We start from the raw sequence: 20,075 nt of genomic DNA on the forward strand, positions 1-20,075 counted from the left end.
GGTCATCGGCGGAAACCGGCCTGCGTCAATCTCCTCAGCATCAGCCGAACGACCCCGGGGGCACGGGACGGGATACCCGGGATCGGATCGGCCCGACATTTCGAGGAGACGCCGATGCCCAGCGGCTTCAGCGGCGGAGACACCGCATTCGTACTCATAAGCGCGGCCCTGGTCATGCTGATGACCCCCGGTCTCGCTTTCTTCTACGGCGGCATGGTCCGGGTCAAGAGTGCCCTGAACATGCTGGCCATGAGCTTCATCGCGCTCGGCATCGTCACAGTGTTGTGGGTGCTCTTCGGCTTTTCGATCGCCTTCGGTCCGGATTCCTTCCACGGTCTGATCGGTGACTTCTCGATGATCGGCATGCGCCACATCGGAATGAACCAGCTGTCCGGGACGATTCCGACCTTTGCATTCTCGATGTTCCAGCTGATGTTCGCGGTGATCACCCCGGCGCTGATCTCCGGCGCGATCGCGGACCGGGCCAAGTTCACCGCCTGGGCGCTCTTCCTGACCTTCTGGGTCAGCGTCGTCTACTTCCCGGTCGCGCACTGGGTCTTCTACACCGACAACGGCAAGGGCGGCTGGCTGGTCGACCACATCGGCGCGCTGGACTTCGCCGGTGGCACCGCGGTGCACCTGAACGCCGGTATCGCCGGTCTGGCCCTGGCCTTCGTGCTCGGCAAGCGGGTCGGGTTCAAGAAGGACCCGATGCGTCCGCACAGCCTGCCGCTGGTGATGCTGGGCTCCGGCCTGCTGTGGTTCGGCTGGTTCGGCTTCAACGCCGGCTCGGCGCTCTCCGCCAACGGTCTGGCCGGTCTCGCCTTCACCAACACCCAGGTCGCCACCGCCGCCGCCATGCTCGGCTGGCTGATCTTCGAGCGGATCAAGCACGGCGCGTTCACCACGCTGGGCGCCGCCTCCGGCGCGGTCGCCGGCCTGGTCGGCATCACCCCCGCCTGTGCGTACATCAGCCCCCTCGGCGCCATCGCCCTCGGCCTGATCTGCGGCGCCCTCTGCGCCTGGGCGATCAGCCTCAAGTACAAGTTCGGCTTCGACGACTCGCTCGACGTGGTCGGCGTCCACGCGGTCGGCGGTGCGGTCGGCGCGCTGCTGATCGGCCTGCTGGCCACCGGTGGCGGCGGCTCGACGGCCAAGGGCCTCTTCTACGGCGGCGGCTTCTCGCAGCTGGGCAAGCAGGCGATCGGTGTCGGCGCGGTCGGCGTCTACTCCTTCGTCCTCGCCTGGATCATCGGCACGGTCATCCAGAAGACCATCGGCTTCCGGGTCTCCGAGGAGGTCGAGGTCGCCGGTATCGACCAGGCGGAGCACGCCGAGTCGGCCTACGACTTCAGCGCGGTGGGTGCGGCCCTCTCCAAGGCCTTCGCCCCCTCGGTCGCCGCCTCGCCCGCCAAGGCGGTCGTCGAGCCGGCCGAGCCCGCTGAGCCCGCCGAGCCCGCCGAGACGAAGGTCGATGCCTGAGATGAAGCTCATCACCGCCGTGATCAAGCCCCACCGCCTGGACGACGTGAAGGAGGCCCTGCAGGCCTTCGGCGTCCACGGCCTGACGGTCACCGAGGCCAGCGGCTACGGCCGCCAGCGCGGCCACACCGAGGTCTACCGGGGCGCGGAGTACACCGTCGACCTGGTGCCGAAGGTCCGCATAGAGGTGCTGGCCGAGGACGACGACGCCGACAACGTCATCGACGTCATCGTCAAGGCGGCCCGGACCGGCAAGATTGGTGACGGCAAGGTCTGGAGCGTCCCGGTCGAGTCCGCGGTGCGGGTCCGCACCGGGGAGCGCGGCCCGGACGCGCTGTAACGAAGAACTGATGGTGAAGCGGGCTCGCGACCGAGGAGGGTCGCGGGTCCGCTCCGCCGTATCCGCAGGCGGCAGTCCCGAGGAACGGGGAAGAACGTGACGGACCAGCAGGCGGCTGAATCCGGCTACGCGGCGGCACGGCTCGCGTTGCTGCGCGAGGACGGCCGCACCGGCGCCGCGCGGCGCCAGGCACTGTCGCACTTGTCGGACCGTTGGCTGAGCGGCCTGCTGGCCGACGCCCTGCAGGGCGCGCCCGCGCAGGGCGTCGCGCTGGTCGCGGTCGGTGGCTACGGGCGCGGCGAGCTCTCCCCACGCAGCGATCTGGACGTGCTGCTGCTGCACGACGGCGGCGCCCGGGCAGCCGCCGTCCCCGCCCTGGCCGAGCGGGTCTGGTACCCGGTCTGGGACCAGGGCGTGGCCCTGGACCACTCCGTGCGCGACCTCGGCCAGGCCCGCAAGGTGGCCGCCGAGGACCTCAAGGCCCAGCTGGGCCTGCTCGACGCCCGCCACATCGCGGGCGACCAGGAGCTGACCGCCTCGCTGCGCTCCGCGGTCCTGGCCGACTGGCGTGCGACCGCGCCCAAGCGGCTGCCGGAGCTGCGCGAACTGTGCCGGGAGCGCGCGGAGCGGCAGGGCGAGCTCGCGTTCCTGCTGGAGCCGGACCTGAAGGAGGCCCGCGGCGGTCTGCGCGACGTCACCGCGCTCGACGCGGTGGCCGCCTCCTGGGTCGCCGACGCCCCACGTGCGGGCCTGGCCGAGGCGGCCACCCGGCTGCGCGACGTCCGTGACGCGCTGCACCTGGTCACCGGCCGCGCCACGGACCGGCTCAGCCTGCAGGAGCAGGACGCCGTCGCCGCCGATCTGGGCCTGCTGGACGCGGACATCCTGCTGCGGCAGGTCTACGAGTCCGCCCGGGTCATCGCCTACGCCGCCGACGTGACCTGGCGCGAGGTCGAGCGGGTGCTGCGCGCCCGCGGCGGGCGCGGCACCCGCCGGATGTTCGGCTTCGGCGGCGCCGCGGCCGCCGCCCGCGGTCCGGTGCCGCGGCGGCCGCTGGCCGAGGGCGTGGTGGAGATGGAGGGCGAGGCCGTGCTGGCCGCGCCCGCGCGGCCCGACCACGACGTGGTGCTGCCGCTGCGCGCCGCCGCCGCAGCAGCCCAGGCGGGTCTGCCGCTGGCGCTCAGCACGGTGCGCCGGCTGGCCGTGGAGTCCAAGCCGTTGCCGGTGCCGTGGCCGGACGAGGCCCGCGAGCAGCTGATCACGTTGCTGGGCGCCGGGGAGAGTGCGATCCCGGTCTGGGAGGCGCTGGAGGCCGAGGGCCTGGTGGCCCGGCTGCTGCCGGACTGGGAGCGGGTGCGCTGCCGCCCGCAGCGCAACGCCGTCCACCGCTGGACGGTGGACCGCCACCTGGTCGAGACGGCCGTGCGCGCGGCGGCGATGACCCGCCGGGTGGCCCGCCCCGACCTGTTGCTGGTCGCCGCCTTCCTGCACGACATCGGCAAGGGCTGGCCGGGTGACCACTCCGAGGCGGGCGAGGTGATCACCCGCGACGTGGCCACCCGCATCGGCTTCCCCAAGCAGGACGTGGAGACCCTCGCGCTGCTGGTCCGCCACCACCTGCTGCTGGTGGAGACCGCCATGCGCCGTGATCCGGACGACCCGGCCACGGTCGCCGTCGTCACCGATGCGGTCGGCACCGTCGGCACGCTGGAGCTGCTGCACGCGCTGACCGAGGCCGACGCGCTGGCCACCGGCCCGGCGGCGTGGAGCAACTGGCGGGCCACGCTCGTCGGCGAGCTGGTCCAGCGCGCGGCCGCCGCGCTCGCGGGCGACGCGGGGCCGTCCGACAGCGCCGTCGACGCGACGGCGGAGGAGGAGCGGCTGGCCGTGGAGGCGGCCCGCACCGTCGGCCCGGTGCTGTCCGTCCGGGCGGAGGCGGAGGGGGGCGAGGGCTCCGGCAGCGAGCCGATGGGCGTCGAGCTCACCCTCGCGCTGCCGGACCGCCCGGACGTGCTGCCGACCGTCGCGGGCGTCCTGGCGCTGCACCGGCTGACCGTGCGCACCGCCGCGATCCGCGAGCTGGACCCGATCGGCGCCGGGCCGGTGCTCGTGCTGACCTGGAAGGTCGCCGCCGAGTTCGGCGACGTCCCGGAGGCGGCCCGGCTGCGCGCCGACATCCGCCGGGCGTTGGACGGCGGCCTGGACGTCGCCCGTCGCCTCGCCGAGCGCGACGCGTCCGCGCCCAGGCGGCGCGGCGTGGTCGCCCCGCCGCCGCGGGTGACGGTGGCCCGGGGGAGCAGTGCCTCGGCGACGGTGCTGGAGGTCCGCGCCCACGACGCGCCCGGCCTGCTGCACCGGATCGGCCGCGCCCTGGAGGGCACCGGCGTGCGCGTCCACCGCGCCCGCATCTCCACGCTGGGTGCGGACGCGGTCGATGCGTTCTACCTCACCGACGCGGCCGGTCAGCCGCTGTCGGACGCGGCGGCGACGGAGCTGGCGCGCTCGGTGGAGCGGGCACTGCTGGCCTGAGCCCGCTCGATCTCGTCCAGGGGCTGCCGGAACCCGACGCGGCGGGCCGGCACCCCCGCCCAGATCTCGTTCGGACCGGTGGACCGCGTCAGCACGGCGTTGGCGCCGACGATGGTGCCCGCGCCGACGGTGAGCACTCCTTGCTTGCAGACCACGCGTACACCCGAGCACAGCACGGCGCCGTCCTCGACCACGACCCGCTCCATCCGGCTGAGCTCCTGCGGCACCCAGGGGTCGGCGCGGCCGATGGTGACGTTGTTGTAGAGGACGACGTCGGCGCCCAGGGTCGTGTAGGGGTGGAGGACCAGCCCGAAGCCCCGGTGGAAGACGACGAGCCCGGGACCGATCTCGGCGGCGGCGGGCACCTCGACGCCGTAGAGCGCGAGGACCTCCTGCACGACGCGTTTCAGCAGCGGGTGACGGCGGGCGTAGATCAGCTTGGCGACCAGCGACATACACCCATGCTGGTGACGTCCCGCCGCGCCCGGGGGAGGACTCGCGCACGGTCCCCCGTACGAGTGGCTGCGCGCGTCCGGGCGACGCGACGCCGGCCCCCTGCCGTCGGCCCCTCTTACGGGTGCATTCCCAGGACCGTCGGGCGGGCAGATACCCTGGAAGGCGAATCAGTTTCCGCCCCCGAGCAACGAGGACCCGCGACCGACGTGTTCGACACCCTTTCCGACCGCCTCGCAGCGACGTTCAAGAACCTCCGGGGCAAGGGCCGCCTCTCCGAGGCGGACATCGACGCCACCGCCCGTGAGATCCGCATCGCCCTGCTGGAGGCGGACGTCGCCCTCCCGGCGGTGCGTGCCTTCATCTCCCGGATCAAGGAGCGCGCGGCCGGCGCCGAGGTCAGCGCCGCGCTGAACCCCGCCCAGCAGGTCATCAAGATCGTCAACGAGGAGCTCATCAGCATCCTCGGTGGCGAGACCCGCCGCCTGCGCTACGCCAAGACCGGCCCGACGGTCATCATGCTGGCCGGTCTCCAGGGTGCCGGTAAGACCACCCTGGCCGGAAAGCTGGCCAAGTGGCTCAAGGACCAGAAGCACACCCCGCTGCTGGTCGCCTGTGACCTCCAGCGCCCGAACGCGGTCACCCAGCTCGGCGTCATGGCCGAGCGCGCCGGTGTCGCGATCTACGCCCCCGAGCCGGGCAACGGCGTCGGCGACCCGGTCAAGGTCGCGCGCGACTCGATCGACTACGCCAAGAACAAGCAGTACGACGTCGTCATCGTCGACACCGCCGGTCGCCTCGGCATCGACGCCGAGATGATGCAGCAGGCCGCGGACATCCGCGCCGCGATCAACCCGGACGAGGTCCTCTTCGTCGTCGACGCGATGATCGGCCAGGACGCGGTCACGACCGCGCAGGCGTTCCTCGAGGGCGTCGACTTCACCGGTGTCGTGCTCTCCAAGCTCGACGGTGACGCGCGTGGTGGTGCGGCCCTGTCGGTGGCGCACGTCACCGGCCGCCAGATCATGTTCGCCTCCAACGGCGAGAAGCTCGAGGACTTCGACGCGTTCCACCCGGACCGGATGGCCTCGCGCATCCTGGGCATGGGTGACGTCCTCTCCCTGATCGAGCAGGCCGAGAAGACCTTCTCCCAGGAGGAGGCCGCCAAGGTCCACGCCAAGCTCGCCAGCAAGGGCGGTAAGGAGTTCGGCCTCGGCGACTTCCTGGCCCAGCTGGAGCAGGTCTCCAAGATGGGCTCGATCACCAAGCTCCTGGGCATGCTCCCGGGCATGGCGCAGATGCGCGACCAGATCAACAACATCGACGACAAGGACGTCGCCCGGGTGGGCGCGATCATCAAGTCGATGACGCAGGCCGAGCGCGACGACCCGAAGCTGATCAACGGTTCGCGTCGGGCCCGTATCGCCAAGGGTTCCGGCGTCCACGTCTCCGAGGTCTCCAGCCTGGTCGAGCGCTTCTTCGAGGCGCGCAAGATGATGTCGGCGATGGCCGGCGGCAAGGGCATCCCCGGGATGCCGGGCATGCCGGGCATGGGCGGCGGCGCGTCGCGCAAGCCCAAGCAGCAGAAGGCGGCCAAGGGCCGTCGCCAGAGCGGCAACCCGCTCAAGCGCCAGCAGGACGCCCAGCAGGCGGCCCAGAAGAAGACCGACGGCGCGGTCCAGCCGGGCGGCGCGTTCGGCCTGGGTGCCGGGCAGGGACCGTCGGACTTCGAGCTCCCCAAGGAGTTCAAGGACCTGCTGTAGGGCCTGATGTAGGGCCGGCAAGGCGATTCTCAGGGGCACGGGGACGTGCCCCTGAGTAGTCTCACCCCATGCGTGTAGAGATCAGGTTCCCTCAACTCTCCGATGCTGCCGCGTACTACGAGGCCGTCACCCGTTCGGCGGAGCACATCGGGCGGTGGAATCCCGTCGAGCCGGACGCGCTGCCGGACATGGTGCGGCGTCAGGGGGAGGCCCTGCGCACCTACCTGGTGTTCGACACCGAGGACGGCGGGCTCGTCGGAACCTGCAACGTGGCGAACATCGTGCGCGGTCGGTTCCAGAACGCCTCGCTCGGCTACAACTCCTACCTGCCGTACAACGGGACCGGACGGATGTCCGAGGGCATGCGCCTGGTCGTCGACGCCTGCTTCCGGCCGCAGGCCGAGGGCGGTCTGGGCCTGCACCGTCTGGAGATCAACGTGCAGCCGGAGAACGGCCCCTCCATCGCGATGGCCAAGCGCCTCGGGTTCCGACTGGAGGGGTACACCCCGCGCATGCTCTTCCTGCAGAACGCCTGGCGGGACCACGAGCGGTACGCGCTGACCATGGAGGAGTGGCCCGGCGCGGGCGCTGGCAAGCTGTCCTGATTGTCCGTATTGTCGCAAGGGTGACCAGCCCTGTGCCGCCTCGTGAGGACCCCGACAAGCTCTGGCGGTCGGAGGGCGCCCCGTCCACGCCCCCGCCGCCGCGGAAGACCTCGCGGGGCAACTGGTTCAGCATGATCCTCACCGCGCTGGTGGTCTTCCTCCTGGTGGACCTGCTGCTCAGCGCGTTCGGCGGCGGGCGCAAGACCAACATCCCGTACACGGAGTTCACCAAGCAGTTGAGCGCCGGTCAGGTCTCCGAGATCTACGCCAAGGGCGACTCGATCGAGGGCAAGCTCAAGAGCGCCCAACCGAACCCGGGCAACAGCAAGCAGACCTACGAGAACTTCACCACCACCCGTCCCACCTTCGCCAACGACAACCTGTGGTCCGAACTGACGACCCAGAACGTCAAGGTCGACGCCGAGCCGGTGGTGAAGGAGCGCGGCTTCCTCGCCAACCTGCTGATCTCGCTCGCGCCGATGCTGCTGCTGATCGTGCTCTGGATCTTCATCGCGCGCCGGATGAGCGCCGGCGGCGGCATGGGCGGGCTGGCCCGCAAGGCCCCGCCGAAGCCGGTGGAGCTCGCGCCCGGGGCCAAGCGCACCACCTTCGACGACGTGGCCGGCATCGACGAGGTCAAGGACGAGCTCGCCGAGGTGGTCGACTTCCTGCGCCGTCCCGAGGACTACCGCAAGCTCGGCGCGAAGATGCCGCGCGGCGTGCTGCTGGCGGGCCCTCCAGGCACCGGCAAGACGCTGCTTGCCCGCGCCGTCGCGGGGGAGGCGAACGTCCCGTTCTTCTCCGCCTCCGCCTCCGAGTTCATCGAGATGATCGTCGGGGTCGGCGCGTCGCGCGTGCGCGAACTGTTCGCGGAGGCGCGCAAGGTCGCGCCCGCGATCATCTTCATCGACGAGATCGACACCATCGGCCGGTCCCGGGGTGGTGGCAACTCGATGGGCGGTCACGACGAGCGCGAGCAGACGCTCAACCAGATCCTCACCGAGATGGACGGCTTCTCCGGGGCCGAGGGCGTCGTCGTCCTCGCCGCCACCAACCGCTCCGACGTCCTGGATCCGGCACTGCTGCGGCCCGGCCGCTTCGACCGCACGGTCATGGTCAGCCCCCCGGACCGCACCGGTCGCGAGGCGATCCTGAAGATCCACACCCGTGACAAGCCGCTCGGTGCGGACGTCGACCTGGAGCAGGTCGCCAAGACCACCCCCGGCATGACCGGCGCGGAGCTCGCCAACCTCGCCAACGAGGCGGCGCTGCTCGCGGTCAAGCGCAAGGACGACGCCCTCTCGGCGCGAGACTTCTCCGAGGCGTTGGAGAAGGTGCAGCTCGGCGCCGTCCGCGCGCTGGTCATGCCCGACGCGGACCGGCTGCGCACGGCGTACCACGAGTCCGGCCACGCCCTGCTCGGCATGTTGCAGCCGGGCGCGGACCCGGTCCGGAAGATCACCATCGTGCCGCGCGGGCGGGCGCTGGGCGTCACCCTCTCCACGCCCGAGGCGGACCGGTACTCCTACACGGAGGAGTACCTGCGCGGCCGCATCATCGGGGCGCTCGGCGGGATGGCCGCGGAGCAGGTGGTCTACGGCGTGATCACCACGGGCGCGGAGAGCGATCTGGAGCAGGTCACCAACATCGCGCGCGGCATGGCCGGCCGCTGGGGCATGAGCGAGCGCGTCGGCCGCCTCACCGCGATCCCGAACGACGCCCAGGGCGCGTACGGCCTCGCGGCGGCGCCCAGCACGCTCGACGCCGTCGACGAGGAGACCCGCCGCATCGTGGCGGAGTGCTACGACGAGGCCTGCCGCAAGCTGGTGGCCCACCGCGAGCAACTGGACGCGCTGGCGAGCGCCCTGATGGAACACGAGACCCTCGACGAGGACGAGGCCTATCGGGTCGCAGGCCTGTCGGCGTAGCCGCCAGGGGCGCGAGGCTCTACCGACATGCGGCTCCGCCGCGTGGGCGCGAGCAACCACCCTGTGCGGATGGCCCTGCGCGTCGAGGACCATCCGCCCATCGGTGGCTTGTCGCGCGGTTCCCCGCGCCCCTGGATGGTGCAGCGTCCCTCAGTGAATACGTTCCGCGATCACGTACCGGAAGACGTTCTCCATCCGGACCGACCCGTCCCCCCGTGCGAACGGGAACAGCGCTTCGCGCAGTTCCTTCTCCACCTGCCGTTCGCCCGCCGACTCCGTCGCCGAGTCGAAGACGCCCGTCGAGAGCAGTCCGCGCAGGGCGCTCTCCAGGTCCGGGTAGGCGTACGGGCAGTACACCCGCCCGCCGCCCGCGGGCCGCAGGCCGGCTGCGGTGACCAGGGACTCGACCGCGCCCGGCGCGGCCAGCGCGAACGCGTCGTAGCCGCCGTGGCGGCGGGCGACGTCCAGGACGCCGGCGGTCTCGCAGCGCTCCTCGGGGCCCCAGACCGCGAGGGCGACGTGGCCGCCGCGGAGCGTGAGCGCGGCGGCGTCGCGGACCAGGGCCTGCGGGTCCGCCGCGCAGGAGAGGTGTTCGAAGGCGGTGACCACGGAGTGGGTCGCGGCCAGTCCGGGGGAGAGCTCGCGGTAGACGTCGGACAGCACGCGCAGCGCGCGGTCCTGGGCCAGCTCCCGCAGTTCCGCCTCCGGTTCCAGCCCGGCGACCTCCGCGCCGCGCGCCGCGGCCAGCAGCAGAGCCAGCCCCGAGCGGCAGCCGAGACCCAGGACGGAGGTGGCCGGGCCGACGTCGAGCCGGTCGTAGACCGCCTCGTAGAGCGGTACGAGCATCCGCTCCTGGATCTCCGCCCAGTCACGGGCCCGTTGTCGCGCGCGCGTCCGGGTCGGCTGCGTCGAAACCATGTGACGGCTCCTCACCACGGGCGGCCGGGGGGTCTGCGGGGGTCTGCCTCCAATCAAGCGCGCGATCCGCCCGGCGTCCATAGGCCGGACGGTCCCCCTTGGGCGGTATCGCGGGACGGATCTGATTGGAGCCGGAGCCTTTCCGCGCCGTACCATTCGCCCCATGGCAAAGGCTCCCATTCTCACCCCCCAGGCGGAGGACTTCCCGCGCTGGTACCAGGATCTGATCAACAAGGCCGAGCTGGCCGACAACGGTCCGGTGCGCGGCACCATGGTCATCCGACCGTACGGCTACGGCCTGTGGGAGCGGATGCAGCAGGAGATGGACGCGCGGATCAAGAAGGCCGGCGCCCAGAACGCCTACTTCCCCATGTTCATCCCGCAGTCGTACCTGACCCGTGAGGCCGAGCACGTCGAGGGCTTCGCCCCGGAGCTGGCCGTGGTCACCCACGGTGGCGGCAAGGAGCTCGAGGAGCCCGTCGTCGTCCGGCCGACCTCCGAGACGATCATCAACGAGTACTTCTCGAAGTGGGTCCAGAGCCACCGCGACCTGCCGCTGCTGATCAACCAGTGGGCCAACGTGGTCCGCTGGGAGCTGCGTCCGCGCGTGTTCCTGCGCACCACCGAGTTCCTCTGGCAGGAGGGCCACACGGCCCACGCCACCTACGAGGACGCGCACGCCTACGCCTCGATGATCCACACCGACGTGTACGGCGACTTCATGACCAACGTGCTGGGCATCGACGTGGTCCTCGGCCGCAAGACCGCCAAGGAGCGCTTCGCGGGCGCCATCAACACCCTCACCCTCGAGGGCATGATGGGCGACGGCAAGGCGCTGCAGATGGGCACCAGCCACGAGCTGGGCCAGAACTTCGCCAAGGCGTTCAACACCACCTACCTCAAGGGCGAGGGCGAGCGCGAGCACGTCTGGCAGACCTCCTGGGGTGTCTCCACCCGCATGGTCGGCGGCCTGATCATGTCGCACGGCGACGACAGCGGTCTGCGCGTGCCGCCGCGTCTCGCCGCCGTCCAGGCCGTCGTGCTGGCGATCAAGGGCGACGACGCCGTGCTGGCCAAGGTGCGCGAGATCGGCGCCCAGCTGGAGGCCGCCGGCGTCCGCGTGGTCGTCGACGACAAGACGGACACCCCGTTCGGCCGCCGCGCGGTCGACTGGGAGCTCAAGGGCGTTCCGCTGCGCATCGAGGTCGGCCCGCGCGACCTGGAGAACGGCACCGCGATGCTGGTCCGCCGCATCGCCGGCGGCAAGGAGCCGGTCAACGCCGACGCGCTGGCCACGCTGGTGCCGACGATCCTCGAGGAGGACCAGGCGCTGCTGCTGCAGCAGTCCCGTGAGCGTCGCCTGGCCCGCACGGTGGACGTCGCCTCGATCGAGGAGGCCCGCGAGGCCGCGGCGACCGGCTGGGGTCGCATCTCCTGGGCCGACCTGGGCCCCGAGGGCGAGGCCAAGCTGGCCGCCGAGGGTGTCTCGGTCCGCTGCATCGTCGCCGAGGACGGCTCGGTGCCGGCCGAGGACGACCAGCCCGGCAACATCGCGATCGTGGCGCGCGCCTACTGAGCCACTGACCCTCGTCCTGGGCGCTGAGAAGCCGCTCGGTCGATCGTCGTAGACGGGCCGGTTCGGGTCCCTCGTTCGAGGGATGCCGGACCGGCCCGGTCCATTTGGTCAACTTCCCTTCTCAGATGGGAAGGTGGCGAACCGACGCCGCGAGCGGCCCCGGTGACCCCGGGATGTGTCCCAGGTCACGGAAAAATAAAGCCTTCAACAATTCCCGGATCTGCGGAACATCCCGGGAACCTTCCTCGTTTGCGTTGCGTGAGCACGACACAACCTCTGGTTCTTGCCGCTGAGCTGGCCGTCGCCTGGGGCGACATCCAGCGCTTCCACTCCGACCTGCCGAACCTCGCAGCCCCGGAGTCGCTGATCGGGGAGTCCTCCTCGGCCTGCGGCACCGAGCTGGGTTTCGAGCGGCTGCTGCACGAGGCCGCACACGGCCTCGCCGCCGCGCGCGGCATCCGGGACACCTCCCGGGCCGGGCGCTACCACAACCGTCGCTTCCTGGCCCTGGCCGACGAGCTCGGTCTGGACCACAACGCCGACCCGCATCCGAGCTCCGGATTCTCCCTGGTCACCATGCGACCGGAGACCCGCGAGCGCTATGCGGAAACGATTGAGCGCCTCCAGCAGGCGCTCGGCGACCACGCCGCCGCGACCAGCGGTGTGGTGGACCGGTCGCGGACCTTCCGTGGTCCGGCCACCCGGCACGGCTCCTCCGGGGGCGGCGTCCGCGTCAAGGCCGTCTGCGGTTGCGGCCGCAACGTCCGGGTGGTCCCCTCCGTGCTGTCCCAGGCGCCGATCGTCTGCGGAAACTGCGGAGAGACCTTCCAGATCGCCGAGCCCCGCACCCGTCGCTGATCCCGGTGTGCGGTCCGTGGTCCCGCCGGTCCACGGCCCGCTGCCGGCGGGTTGCCCGGTGGTCGGCCGTCCCGCGCCGATATGGCAGAATGGACAGCTGAGTACTCGGCAGCCGAGCAGGACCCCTCTCTCCTCCGGCTGACGTGTCCGTCGAGCAGCCAGCAGCCGCAACCCCACGTGGAATGCGCGGCTGCTCAACCACGTCAAAACCAGGAGAACCACTCCCGTGGCAGTCAAGATCAAGCTGAAGCGTCTCGGCAAGATTCGCTCCCCGCACTACCGCATCGTCGTCGCCGACTCGCGCACCAAGCGTGACGGCCGCGCGATCGAGGAGATCGGCATCTACCAGCCGACCTACGACCCCTCGATCATCCAGGTCGACGGCGAGCGTGCGCAGTACTGGCTGAGCGTCGGCGCCCAGCCGACCGAGGCCGTCCTCGCCATCCTGAAGCTCACCGGTGACTGGCAGAAGTTCAAGGGCCTGGAGGCCCCGGCGCCGCTGAAGGTCGCCGAGCCGAAGACCACCGACTTCTCGCACCTCTTCGCCAAGGCCGTCGCCGGCTTCGAGGACTCGACGACCGGTGTCGCCATCACCCCGAAGGCGAAGAAGACGGAGAAGAAGGACGAGGCCGCTGCCGAGTCCGACGCTTCCGCCGAGGCGTGAGCATGCTGGAGGAAGCCCTCGAGCACCTGGTGAAGGGCATCGTCGAGAACCCGGACGAGGTCCAGGTCCGCTCGCGTGAGCTCCGCCGGGGCCGGGTCCTGGAGGTGCGGGTGCACCCCGAGGACCTGGGCAAGGTCATCGGCCGCGGTGGGCGCACGGCTCGTGCGCTGCGCACCGTGGTCACCGCCCTCGGCGGTCGCAGCGTCCGCGTCGACCTCGTCGACGTGGACAGCGCTCGCTGACGGGCTGCTGAGAGGCACCTCTACGGACCGGCTGGGATCATTGGATCCCAGCCGGTCCTTGCGTTTCATGCCTTGCTTTTCATGATGTCCGAAGGAGACACGGAACAGTGCAGCTGATCGTCGGCCGGATCGGCCGCGCCCACGGGATCAAGGGCGACGTCACCGTGGAGGTGCGCACCGACGAGCCCGAGCTGCGGCTCGGCCCCGGCGCGGTGCTGATGACCGACCCGAGCTCGGCCGGTCCGCTCACCGTCGCCTCCGGCAAGGTGCACAGCGGACGACTGCTGCTGCGCTTCGAGGGAGTCAACGACCGCAACGGCGCCGAGGCGCTGCGCGGCACCATGCTGATCGCCGAGATCGACCCGGAGGACACCCCGGAGGACCCGGACGAGTACTACGACCACCAGCTGGTCGGTCTGGACGTGGTGCTGAGCGACGGCACCCTCGTCGGCGAGCTGACCGAGGTGCTGCACCTGCCGTACCAGGACCTGCTGACCGTCGTCCGTCCGGACGGCACCGAGGTGCTGGTGCCCTTCGTGAGCGAGATCGTCCCGGAGATCGACCTGGAGGCGCAGCGCGCCGTCATCACCCCGCCGCCGGGACTGATCGACGCCGCCCAGGCCGTCGTCGCCTCCTCCCGCGACGAGGAGCCGGAAGCCGCGGACGAGAAGAGCGGCGAGGCCGACGCCTGATGCGCATCGACGTCGTCACGATCTTCCCCGAGTACCTCGCCCCGCTCGACCTCTCCCTGGTCGGCAAGGCCCGCGCCCGTGGGCAGCTGGACGTGCGCCTGCACGAGCTGCGCGAGTTCACCCACGACATCCACCGCACCGTCGACGACACCCCGTACGGCGGTGGCCCCGGCATGGTGATGAAGCCCGAGCCGTGGTCCGAGGCGCTCGACACCGTCGTCGCCTCCGGCCCGGGGGAGGGCGCGGTGCCGACGCTGGTCGTGCCGACCCCCAGCGGACGGCCGTTCACCCAGGAACTGGCCCAGCAGCTGGCCGCCGAGCCGTGGCTGGCCTTCGCGCCCGCCCGCTACGAGGGCATCGACCGCCGCGTGATCGAGGACGCCGCCGACCGGATGCCGGTCGTCGAGGTCTCCATCGGCGACTACGTGCTGGCCGGCGGCGAGGTCGCGGTGCTGGTCATCGTCGAGGCCGTGGCGCGACTGCTGCCCGGCGTGCTGGGCAACGCCGAGTCGCACCAGGACGACTCCTTCGCGCCCGGGCGGATGGCGGACCTGCTGGAGGGCCCCGTCTACACCAAGCCCGCCGATTGGCGCGGCCGCGAGGTGCCGGAGGTGCTGCTCAGCGGCCACCACGGCAAGATCGCCCGCTGGCGCCGGGAGCAGGCCTTCGCCCGCACCCTCGCCCACCGCCCGGACCTCGTGGCCCGCTGGCGCCGCGAGGAGATGGACAAGCACGACCTGAAGGCGCTGGCCGCGCTGGGTGTCTGGTGGGACGAGCCGAGCGGCCGATTTCTCCAGTCGCCCGAGGCCGTGGCAGAATAAGCCGTTGCTGCCTGTCTCCGGCCGCCGCGGCCTTCGCGCCGCACCCAGGACCGCCGCCTCTGCCTCAGGGGGGACGACGGGAACCGGCTGACACACAGCTCCTCATCTGGAGAACTATTCCGCGGGCGGCCTGTGGCGCCTGTGATGGAGAGATCATGGCCAACCTGATCAGCGAGATCGACTCCGCGTCGGTCCGTTCTGACATCCCGACGTTCCGCGCCGGTGACACCGTGAACGTCCACGTTCGCGTCATCGAGGGCAACCGCTCCCGTATCCAGCAGTTCAAGGGTGTTGTCATCCGTCGCCAGGGTGCGGGCGTCCGCGAGACCTTCACGGTCCGCAAGGTCTCCTTCAACGTCGGCGTCGAGCGCACCTTCCCGGTGCACACCCCGATCGTCGAGAAGATCGAGGTCGTCAGCCGCGGCGCCGTCCGTCGCGCCAAGCTGTACTACCTGCGCGACCTGCGCGGCAAGGCCGCCAAGATCAAGGAGAAGCGCGAGAGCTGAGCTCCGCGCCAAGCTTGATGGCTTAGGCTGCTGCCCGCCATGGATACGCAGCAGCTTCCCGAGGACCGCGACAGCGCTCCGTCCCCCGTCCAGGACGAGGGGACCGATGCGCCGTCGCGGTCCTTCGGCGTTTCGAGGAGGGTCAAGGAGCTGGCGGCGCTCGTCGCCGTCTGTGTCCTGGCCCTGGTGCTGCTGAACCGTTTCGTCGCGCAGCCGTTCACGATCCCGTCGAGCTCGATGGAGAACACCCTCGCGGTCGGCGACCGGGTGCTGGTCAACAAGCTCTCCTACGACTTCGGCGGCTCCCCGAAGCGCGGTGACGTCGTGGTCTTCGACGGCCGCGGCTCGTTCATCGACACCGTGACGCAGGACACGACGGACGGCTCGGGGAACGACTTCGTCAAGCGCGTGATCGGGATCGGCGGCGACACCGTCAAGTGCTGCGACGCCCGCGGCCGGATCACCGTCGACGGGGTCGAGCTCGACGAGAGCTCCTACCTCCACCCGGGCGCCGCGCCCTCCAGCTTCCCGTTCGTGGTGCAGGTGCCGGCCGGTGAGCTGTTCGTGCTCGGCGACAACCGGGCCGTCTCCGCCGACTCCCGCGCCCACCTCGGCGACCCGGGCGGTGGCTTCGTGCCGGTGAGCAAGGTCGTCGGACGCGCGGAGTGGGTGATCATGCCGGTCGGCCACTGGCGTTCGCTGGGCCGCCCGTCGGTCTTCGCCGGGCTGGACCGCGCGATCGCGGCAGGGGGTGCGTCCCGTGGGCACCAGGGGTAGACCGCGCCACGCGTCCGAGGAGAACGCGCTGCCCGAGCCGGCCGCCCCGGAGCAGGCCGCGCCGGGCCAGGCCGTGTCGGGCCAGGCCGTGTCGGCCGACGCGTCCCGCGCCGGGCGTGGCCGGGCGGAGCGGCGGCGCACGGCCCAGCGCGCCAAGCGGCGCCGGCAGCGCTCGCTGGTGCGCGAGGTGCCGCTCGTCATCGGTGTGGCCCTCGCCATCACGCTGCTGCTGCAGACCTTCCTGGTCCAGGTCTTCTCGATCCCCTCGGGTTCGATGCAGAACACCATCGCCATCGGCGACCGGGTGGCCGTGGACAAGCTCTCGCCCTGGCTCGGCTGGACCCCGCAGCGCGGCGACGTGGTGGTCTTCAACGACCCGAGCGACTGGCTCAGGAACGACCCGGTGCCCTCCTCGGGGCCGGTGCTCGGTGCGGTCAAGAGCACCTTCACCTTCCTCGGACTGCTGCCCTCGGACCGCGACCTGATCAAGCGCGTCATCGGTCTGCCCGGCGACACCGTCGCCTGCTGCGGCGCGGACGGGAAGATCACCGTCAACGGCCACGAGATCGACGAGCCCTACCTCTACGCCGGCAACGCGCCCTCGCGGATCCCGTTCAAGGTGACGGTGCCGGCGGGGGAGTTGTGGGTGATGGGTGACCATCGCGACATCTCGGCCGACTCCCGGTACCACATGAGCGAGCCCGGCGGCGGTTTCGTGCCGGAGAAGGACGTGGTCGGACGGGCCGTGGCGATCGTGTGGCCGATCTCGCGCTGGCAGACACTGCCGGGCGGCCAGCAAAGTGTTCGTCAAGTTTCCTCCGCGGGGCCACTCCACCCGGTTCCTGCGGAACTCCCGATCGTTATGGGTGTGGTCGCGGCTGCGCCAGGGGTGGGGCGTCTGCGTCGTGGCCGCCGCGGGTGAGGTGTCGCCGGTGGGTGCGGTGATAGGTCAGGCGTGGACGGGTGCCGTCCACGGTTCAGCTGAGGAGGCGGTGTGGGGGACTTGGTGATCGGTGCCCGATCTGGTGTCGGCGAGCCCGAGGACTCCAGCGGCCGTACCGTAGGGTCCGTGGACGACAAGGCACGCGGGGAAGCCGCCGAGGAGAAGAGCGAGGCTGCGGAGAAGATGGGCGACCAGGCGGGGAGTTCGACCCCGGACCTCTCGAAGGAGGACGGTCTCCGCGGAGCCACCGGCCTCGGTGCGGGCGGAGGCGGCGGCCACGACGACCTCGACGACGACCTCGACGGCGGGGCCGGCGCGTCCGGTGCCTCCGGCGCGGCGCGGACGGCGACGTCGAAGAAGGCGGCGAAGAAGCAGCGCTCCTTCTGGAAGGAGTTGCCGATCCTCGTCGTCGTGGCGCTCGCGCTGGCGCTGCTGATCAAGACCTTCCTGGTGCAGGCCTTCTCGATCCCCTCCGGCTCGATGGAGAACACCCTCCAGATCGGCGACCGCGTCCTGGTCGACAAGCTGACGCCCAACTTCGGTGCCAAGCCCTCGCGCGGCGAGGTCGTCGTCTTCCACGACCCGAGCGACTGGCTCGCGGGCGAGCCCGGCCAGCAGCAGAGCAGCAACGGTTTCGTCCGCGGCTTCCAGGACGTGCTGTCCTGGATCGGCCTCATGCCCTCGGTCAACGAGAAGGACCTGATCAAGCGCGTCATCGCGGTCGGCGGCGATACCATCAGCTGCAAGGGCACCGGCCCGGTCTTCGTCAACGGCAAGCCGCTGAACGAGCCCTACCTCTACCCCGGCAGCACCGCCTGCGGTGACAAGAACATCCCCACCTTCAAGGTCCCGGCCGACTCGATCTACGTGATGGGTGACCACCGCCAGGACTCCCTCGACTCCCGCTACCACGCGGACGAGCCGGGCGGCGGCTCCGTGCCGGACAAGGACGTCGTCGGCCGTGCGATCGTCGTGGCCTGGCCGATCTCCCACTGGAAGACCCTGCCGATCCCGGACACCTTCTCCCAGCCCGGCATCAACAACCAGGCCCTCGCCTTCGGCGCCGGCCACCCGGGCTTCGTCGGCCTCGCCGCCGCCGTCCCGCTCACCTGGCTGAACCGGCGCCGCAAGCTGCGCCAGAAGTAGCCGCCCCGGTTTGTGGTGAACCCTTGCGAGGGCCGTGGTACCGACGAGTAATCTGCTCGGACGCGCCACGGCCCTCCGCCGTGTGCGTCGGCGCGGCGGCGCGGCAGAGCGGGATCGAGCGGGGAGCGGCACTCATGGCGGGACGGAAGCCCACGGCGGGCGCGGTGGTCCAGGCGCTGGGCATCGGGATCGGACTGGTCGCGATGGTCGGCGGCTTCGTGCTGCTCGCCCTCCAGTACCGCCCCTACGCGGTGCCGACCGGCTCCATGGAGCCGACGGTCATGGCCGGCCAGACGGTGCTCGCGGAGAAGGTCTCCGGGAGCGAGGTCGGCCGCGGCGACGTAGTCGTCTTCAAGGACACCGACTGGGGCAACACCGCCATGGTCAAGCGGGTCATCGGCGTCGGCGGCGACACGGTGAAGTGCTGCGACACCCAGGGCCGGGTGACGGTCAACGGCGTGCCGCTGGACGAGACCTACCTCGACGAGAACCCGACCATCGGTCGCGCCGGCCCCGCCGACCAGCAGTTCTCCGCCACGGTCCCGGCCGGTCGGCTCTGGCTGATGGGAGACAACCGCTCGATCTCGGAGGACTCCCGGGTCCACATCGACCAGCTCGGCGGCACCGTCCCGGCCTCGGCCGTGGTCGGCCGGGTCGAGGGCGTGGTCTTCCCGGTCGGCTCGATGCACACCATCGACCGCACCGCCGTCTTCGACACCCTGCCCGGTGGCCACGCGGCGACGGACCACGGCCCGCTGGGTCTGGCCGCCTACGCCGCGGTCGGCGGCGGGGCGCTGGTGTTGATCACCGCGGGGGCGGGTACGGTCGCTGGCATAGTGACTCGTCGGCGCACGCGCGAGGCGTGAGCCGGGGCCGACCGGACGGAAAGGCGGGGGATGGGACCGAAGCGGCGCAGGGCGGCACGGGTCCTGCTCCTCGATCCGCAGGACCGGATCCTGCTGCTGCACGGCTTCGACCCGCAGGAACCCGGCCGCCAGTGGTGGTTCACCCCGGGCGGCGGCGTCGAGGAGGGGGAGGACCACGCGGAGGCCGCACAACGCGAGATCGCGGAGGAGACGGGCATCCGCGACGCCCGCATCGGCGGGCTGCTCGCCACACGGGCGACCGAGTTCCAGTTCGACGGTCGCATGTACGCGCAGGACGAGTGGTACTACCTGGCCCGCACCGACACGGTCGAGACCGATGTCTCGGGCCAGACCGAGCTGGAACAGCGCAGCACGGACGAGCTGCGCTGGTGGACCCTGGAACAGCTGACCGCCACCCGCGAGACGATCTATCCGAACGGGTTGGCGAAGCTGCTGGGCACGGTTCTGCGCGAAGGCCCACCGGCCCGCCCGGTCAGGCTCTCCGGGCCGCGCCTGTGGTCCACAATGGTTGGACGTACGCACAGCTGAGGGGAACGTAGGGATGAGTGCCGAGGATCTCGAGAAGTACGAGACCGAGATGGAGCTCAAGCTCTACCGGGAGTACCGGGACGTCGTCGGTCTGTTCAAGTACGTCATCGAGACCGAGCGCCGCTTCTACCTGACCAACGACTACGAGCTCAAGGTCCACTCGCTCCAGGGCGAGGTGTTCTTCGAGGTCACGATGGCCGACGCGTGGGTCTGGGACATGTACCGCCCGGCGCGCTTCGTGCGGCAGGTACGGGTGCTCACCTTCAAGGACGTGAACGTCGAGGAGCTCGCCAAGAGCGACCTCGAGCTGCCGCAGGACGACGCGGGCTTCGGCGGCGGGCACTGAGGCCGTCCTCCGATCCCTCGTGCGGGTGAGCGGGTTTTCCACAGGCCCGGGTTGTCCACAGACCGACTGAG

General features: G+C 71.1%; 21 protein-coding genes. 19 read left to right on the top strand and 2 right to left on the bottom strand.

Annotation, left to right across the window (positions count from 1 at the left end; genetic code table 11):
- The first annotated feature begins 114 nt into the window (after positions 1-114).
- From BMY61_RS35555 to BMY61_RS35565, 3 genes are all read left to right on the top strand, one after another.
- Complete coding sequence (locus BMY61_RS35555; protein WP_042453985.1) at positions 115-1,482, top strand: ammonium transporter; 1,368 nt, start codon at positions 115-117, stop codon at positions 1,480-1,482.
- Between the two features lies 1 nt (position 1,483).
- Positions 1,484-1,822: a P-II family nitrogen regulator gene (locus BMY61_RS35560; protein ID WP_042453983.1), complete on the top strand. Its 339-nt coding sequence runs from the start codon at positions 1,484-1,486 to the stop codon at positions 1,820-1,822.
- 96 nt (positions 1,823-1,918) lie between these two features.
- Complete coding sequence (locus BMY61_RS35565; RefSeq protein ID WP_042453981.1) at positions 1,919-4,351, top strand: [protein-PII] uridylyltransferase; 2,433 nt, start codon at positions 1,919-1,921, stop codon at positions 4,349-4,351.
- On the opposite strand, the gene BMY61_RS35570 is transcribed toward BMY61_RS35565, so the two are convergent.
- Positions 4,285-4,806, bottom strand: a complete 522-nt coding sequence (locus BMY61_RS35570; protein WP_052439103.1) for an LbetaH domain-containing protein — start codon at positions 4,804-4,806, stop codon at positions 4,285-4,287. The genes BMY61_RS35565 and BMY61_RS35570 overlap by 67 nt on opposite strands.
- 207 nt (positions 4,807-5,013) lie before the next feature.
- On the opposite strand from BMY61_RS35570, the gene ffh reads away from it, so the two are divergent.
- From ffh to ftsH, 3 genes are all read left to right on the top strand, one after another.
- Positions 5,014-6,567 (top strand): signal recognition particle protein, encoded by a 1,554-nt coding sequence (ffh, locus tag BMY61_RS35575; protein ID WP_042453979.1) that lies wholly within the window; start codon positions 5,014-5,016, stop codon positions 6,565-6,567.
- Positions 6,568-6,635: 68 nt separating this feature from the next.
- Positions 6,636-7,172 (top strand): GNAT family N-acetyltransferase, encoded by a 537-nt coding sequence (locus tag BMY61_RS35580; protein WP_042453977.1) that lies wholly within the window; start codon positions 6,636-6,638, stop codon positions 7,170-7,172.
- A 20-nt stretch (positions 7,173-7,192) separates the two neighbouring features.
- The gene (ftsH, locus tag BMY61_RS35585; protein WP_042453975.1) at positions 7,193-9,100 is read left to right on the top strand and encodes an ATP-dependent zinc metalloprotease FtsH; all 1,908 of its coding nucleotides are present in this window, start codon (positions 7,193-7,195) and stop codon (positions 9,098-9,100) included.
- A 150-nt stretch (positions 9,101-9,250) separates the two neighbouring features.
- On the opposite strand, the gene BMY61_RS35590 is transcribed toward ftsH, so the two are convergent.
- Positions 9,251-10,018, bottom strand: a complete 768-nt coding sequence (locus tag BMY61_RS35590) for a class I SAM-dependent methyltransferase (RefSeq protein ID WP_042453973.1) — start codon at positions 10,016-10,018, stop codon at positions 9,251-9,253.
- Between the two features lie 163 nt (positions 10,019-10,181).
- Here BMY61_RS35590 and proS point away from each other — a divergent pair, with 163 nt between their 5' ends.
- From proS to BMY61_RS35655, 13 genes are all read left to right on the top strand, one after another.
- Positions 10,182-11,594, top strand: coding sequence for a proline--tRNA ligase (gene proS / locus BMY61_RS35595; RefSeq protein WP_042453971.1), 1,413 nt, complete (start codon positions 10,182-10,184; stop codon positions 11,592-11,594).
- Positions 11,595-11,852: 258 nt separating this feature from the next.
- Positions 11,853-12,452 (top strand): hypothetical protein, encoded by a 600-nt coding sequence (locus BMY61_RS35600; protein WP_042453969.1) that lies wholly within the window; start codon positions 11,853-11,855, stop codon positions 12,450-12,452.
- A gap of 226 nt (positions 12,453-12,678) precedes the next feature.
- The gene (gene rpsP, locus BMY61_RS35605) at positions 12,679-13,116 is read left to right on the top strand and encodes a 30S ribosomal protein S16 (protein ID WP_042453967.1); all 438 of its coding nucleotides are present in this window, start codon (positions 12,679-12,681) and stop codon (positions 13,114-13,116) included.
- Between the two features lie 2 nt (positions 13,117-13,118).
- Positions 13,119-13,358 carry an RNA-binding protein gene (locus BMY61_RS35610; RefSeq protein ID WP_042430524.1) on the top strand — a complete coding sequence of 80 codons (240 nt, stop codon included), beginning with the start codon at positions 13,119-13,121 and terminating at the stop codon, positions 13,356-13,358.
- A gap of 107 nt (positions 13,359-13,465) precedes the next feature.
- Positions 13,466-14,050 (top strand): ribosome maturation factor RimM, encoded by a 585-nt coding sequence (gene rimM / locus BMY61_RS35615; protein ID WP_042453965.1) that lies wholly within the window; start codon positions 13,466-13,468, stop codon positions 14,048-14,050.
- Positions 14,050-14,871 (top strand): tRNA (guanosine(37)-N1)-methyltransferase TrmD, encoded by an 822-nt coding sequence (trmD, locus tag BMY61_RS35620; RefSeq protein WP_042453963.1) that lies wholly within the window; start codon positions 14,050-14,052, stop codon positions 14,869-14,871. The genes rimM and trmD overlap by 1 nt, the downstream gene beginning before the upstream one ends.
- A gap of 155 nt (positions 14,872-15,026) precedes the next feature.
- Positions 15,027-15,377, top strand: a complete 351-nt coding sequence (gene rplS, locus BMY61_RS35625) for a 50S ribosomal protein L19 (protein ID WP_042453961.1) — start codon at positions 15,027-15,029, stop codon at positions 15,375-15,377.
- A gap of 39 nt (positions 15,378-15,416) precedes the next feature.
- Positions 15,417-16,154: a signal peptidase I gene (gene lepB / locus BMY61_RS35630; protein WP_042453959.1), complete on the top strand. Its 738-nt coding sequence runs from the start codon at positions 15,417-15,419 to the stop codon at positions 16,152-16,154.
- The gene (lepB, locus tag BMY61_RS35635) at positions 16,138-17,076 is read left to right on the top strand and encodes a signal peptidase I (protein WP_042454096.1); all 939 of its coding nucleotides are present in this window, start codon (positions 16,138-16,140) and stop codon (positions 17,074-17,076) included. Before lepB (BMY61_RS35630) ends, lepB (BMY61_RS35635) begins: the two co-directional genes overlap by 17 nt.
- A gap of 72 nt (positions 17,077-17,148) precedes the next feature.
- Positions 17,149-18,243: a signal peptidase I gene (gene lepB, locus BMY61_RS35640; protein ID WP_042453958.1), complete on the top strand. Its 1,095-nt coding sequence runs from the start codon at positions 17,149-17,151 to the stop codon at positions 18,241-18,243.
- Between the two features lie 134 nt (positions 18,244-18,377).
- Positions 18,378-19,109: a signal peptidase I gene (gene lepB / locus BMY61_RS35645; protein ID WP_042453956.1), complete on the top strand. Its 732-nt coding sequence runs from the start codon at positions 18,378-18,380 to the stop codon at positions 19,107-19,109.
- A 30-nt stretch (positions 19,110-19,139) separates the two neighbouring features.
- Positions 19,140-19,658, top strand: coding sequence for an NUDIX hydrolase (locus BMY61_RS35650; RefSeq protein WP_042453954.1), 519 nt, complete (start codon positions 19,140-19,142; stop codon positions 19,656-19,658).
- Between the two features lie 13 nt (positions 19,659-19,671).
- A complete protein-coding gene (locus BMY61_RS35655) occupies positions 19,672-20,004 on the top strand; it encodes a DUF2469 domain-containing protein (protein ID WP_042373970.1) in 333 nt (110 codons plus the stop codon).
- The last annotated feature ends 71 nt before the right edge of the window (positions 20,005-20,075 follow it).

The sequence above is a fragment of the Streptacidiphilus jiangxiensis genome (assembly GCF_900109465.1).
GTDB lineage: Bacteria > Actinomycetota > Actinomycetes > Streptomycetales > Streptomycetaceae > Streptacidiphilus > Streptacidiphilus jiangxiensis.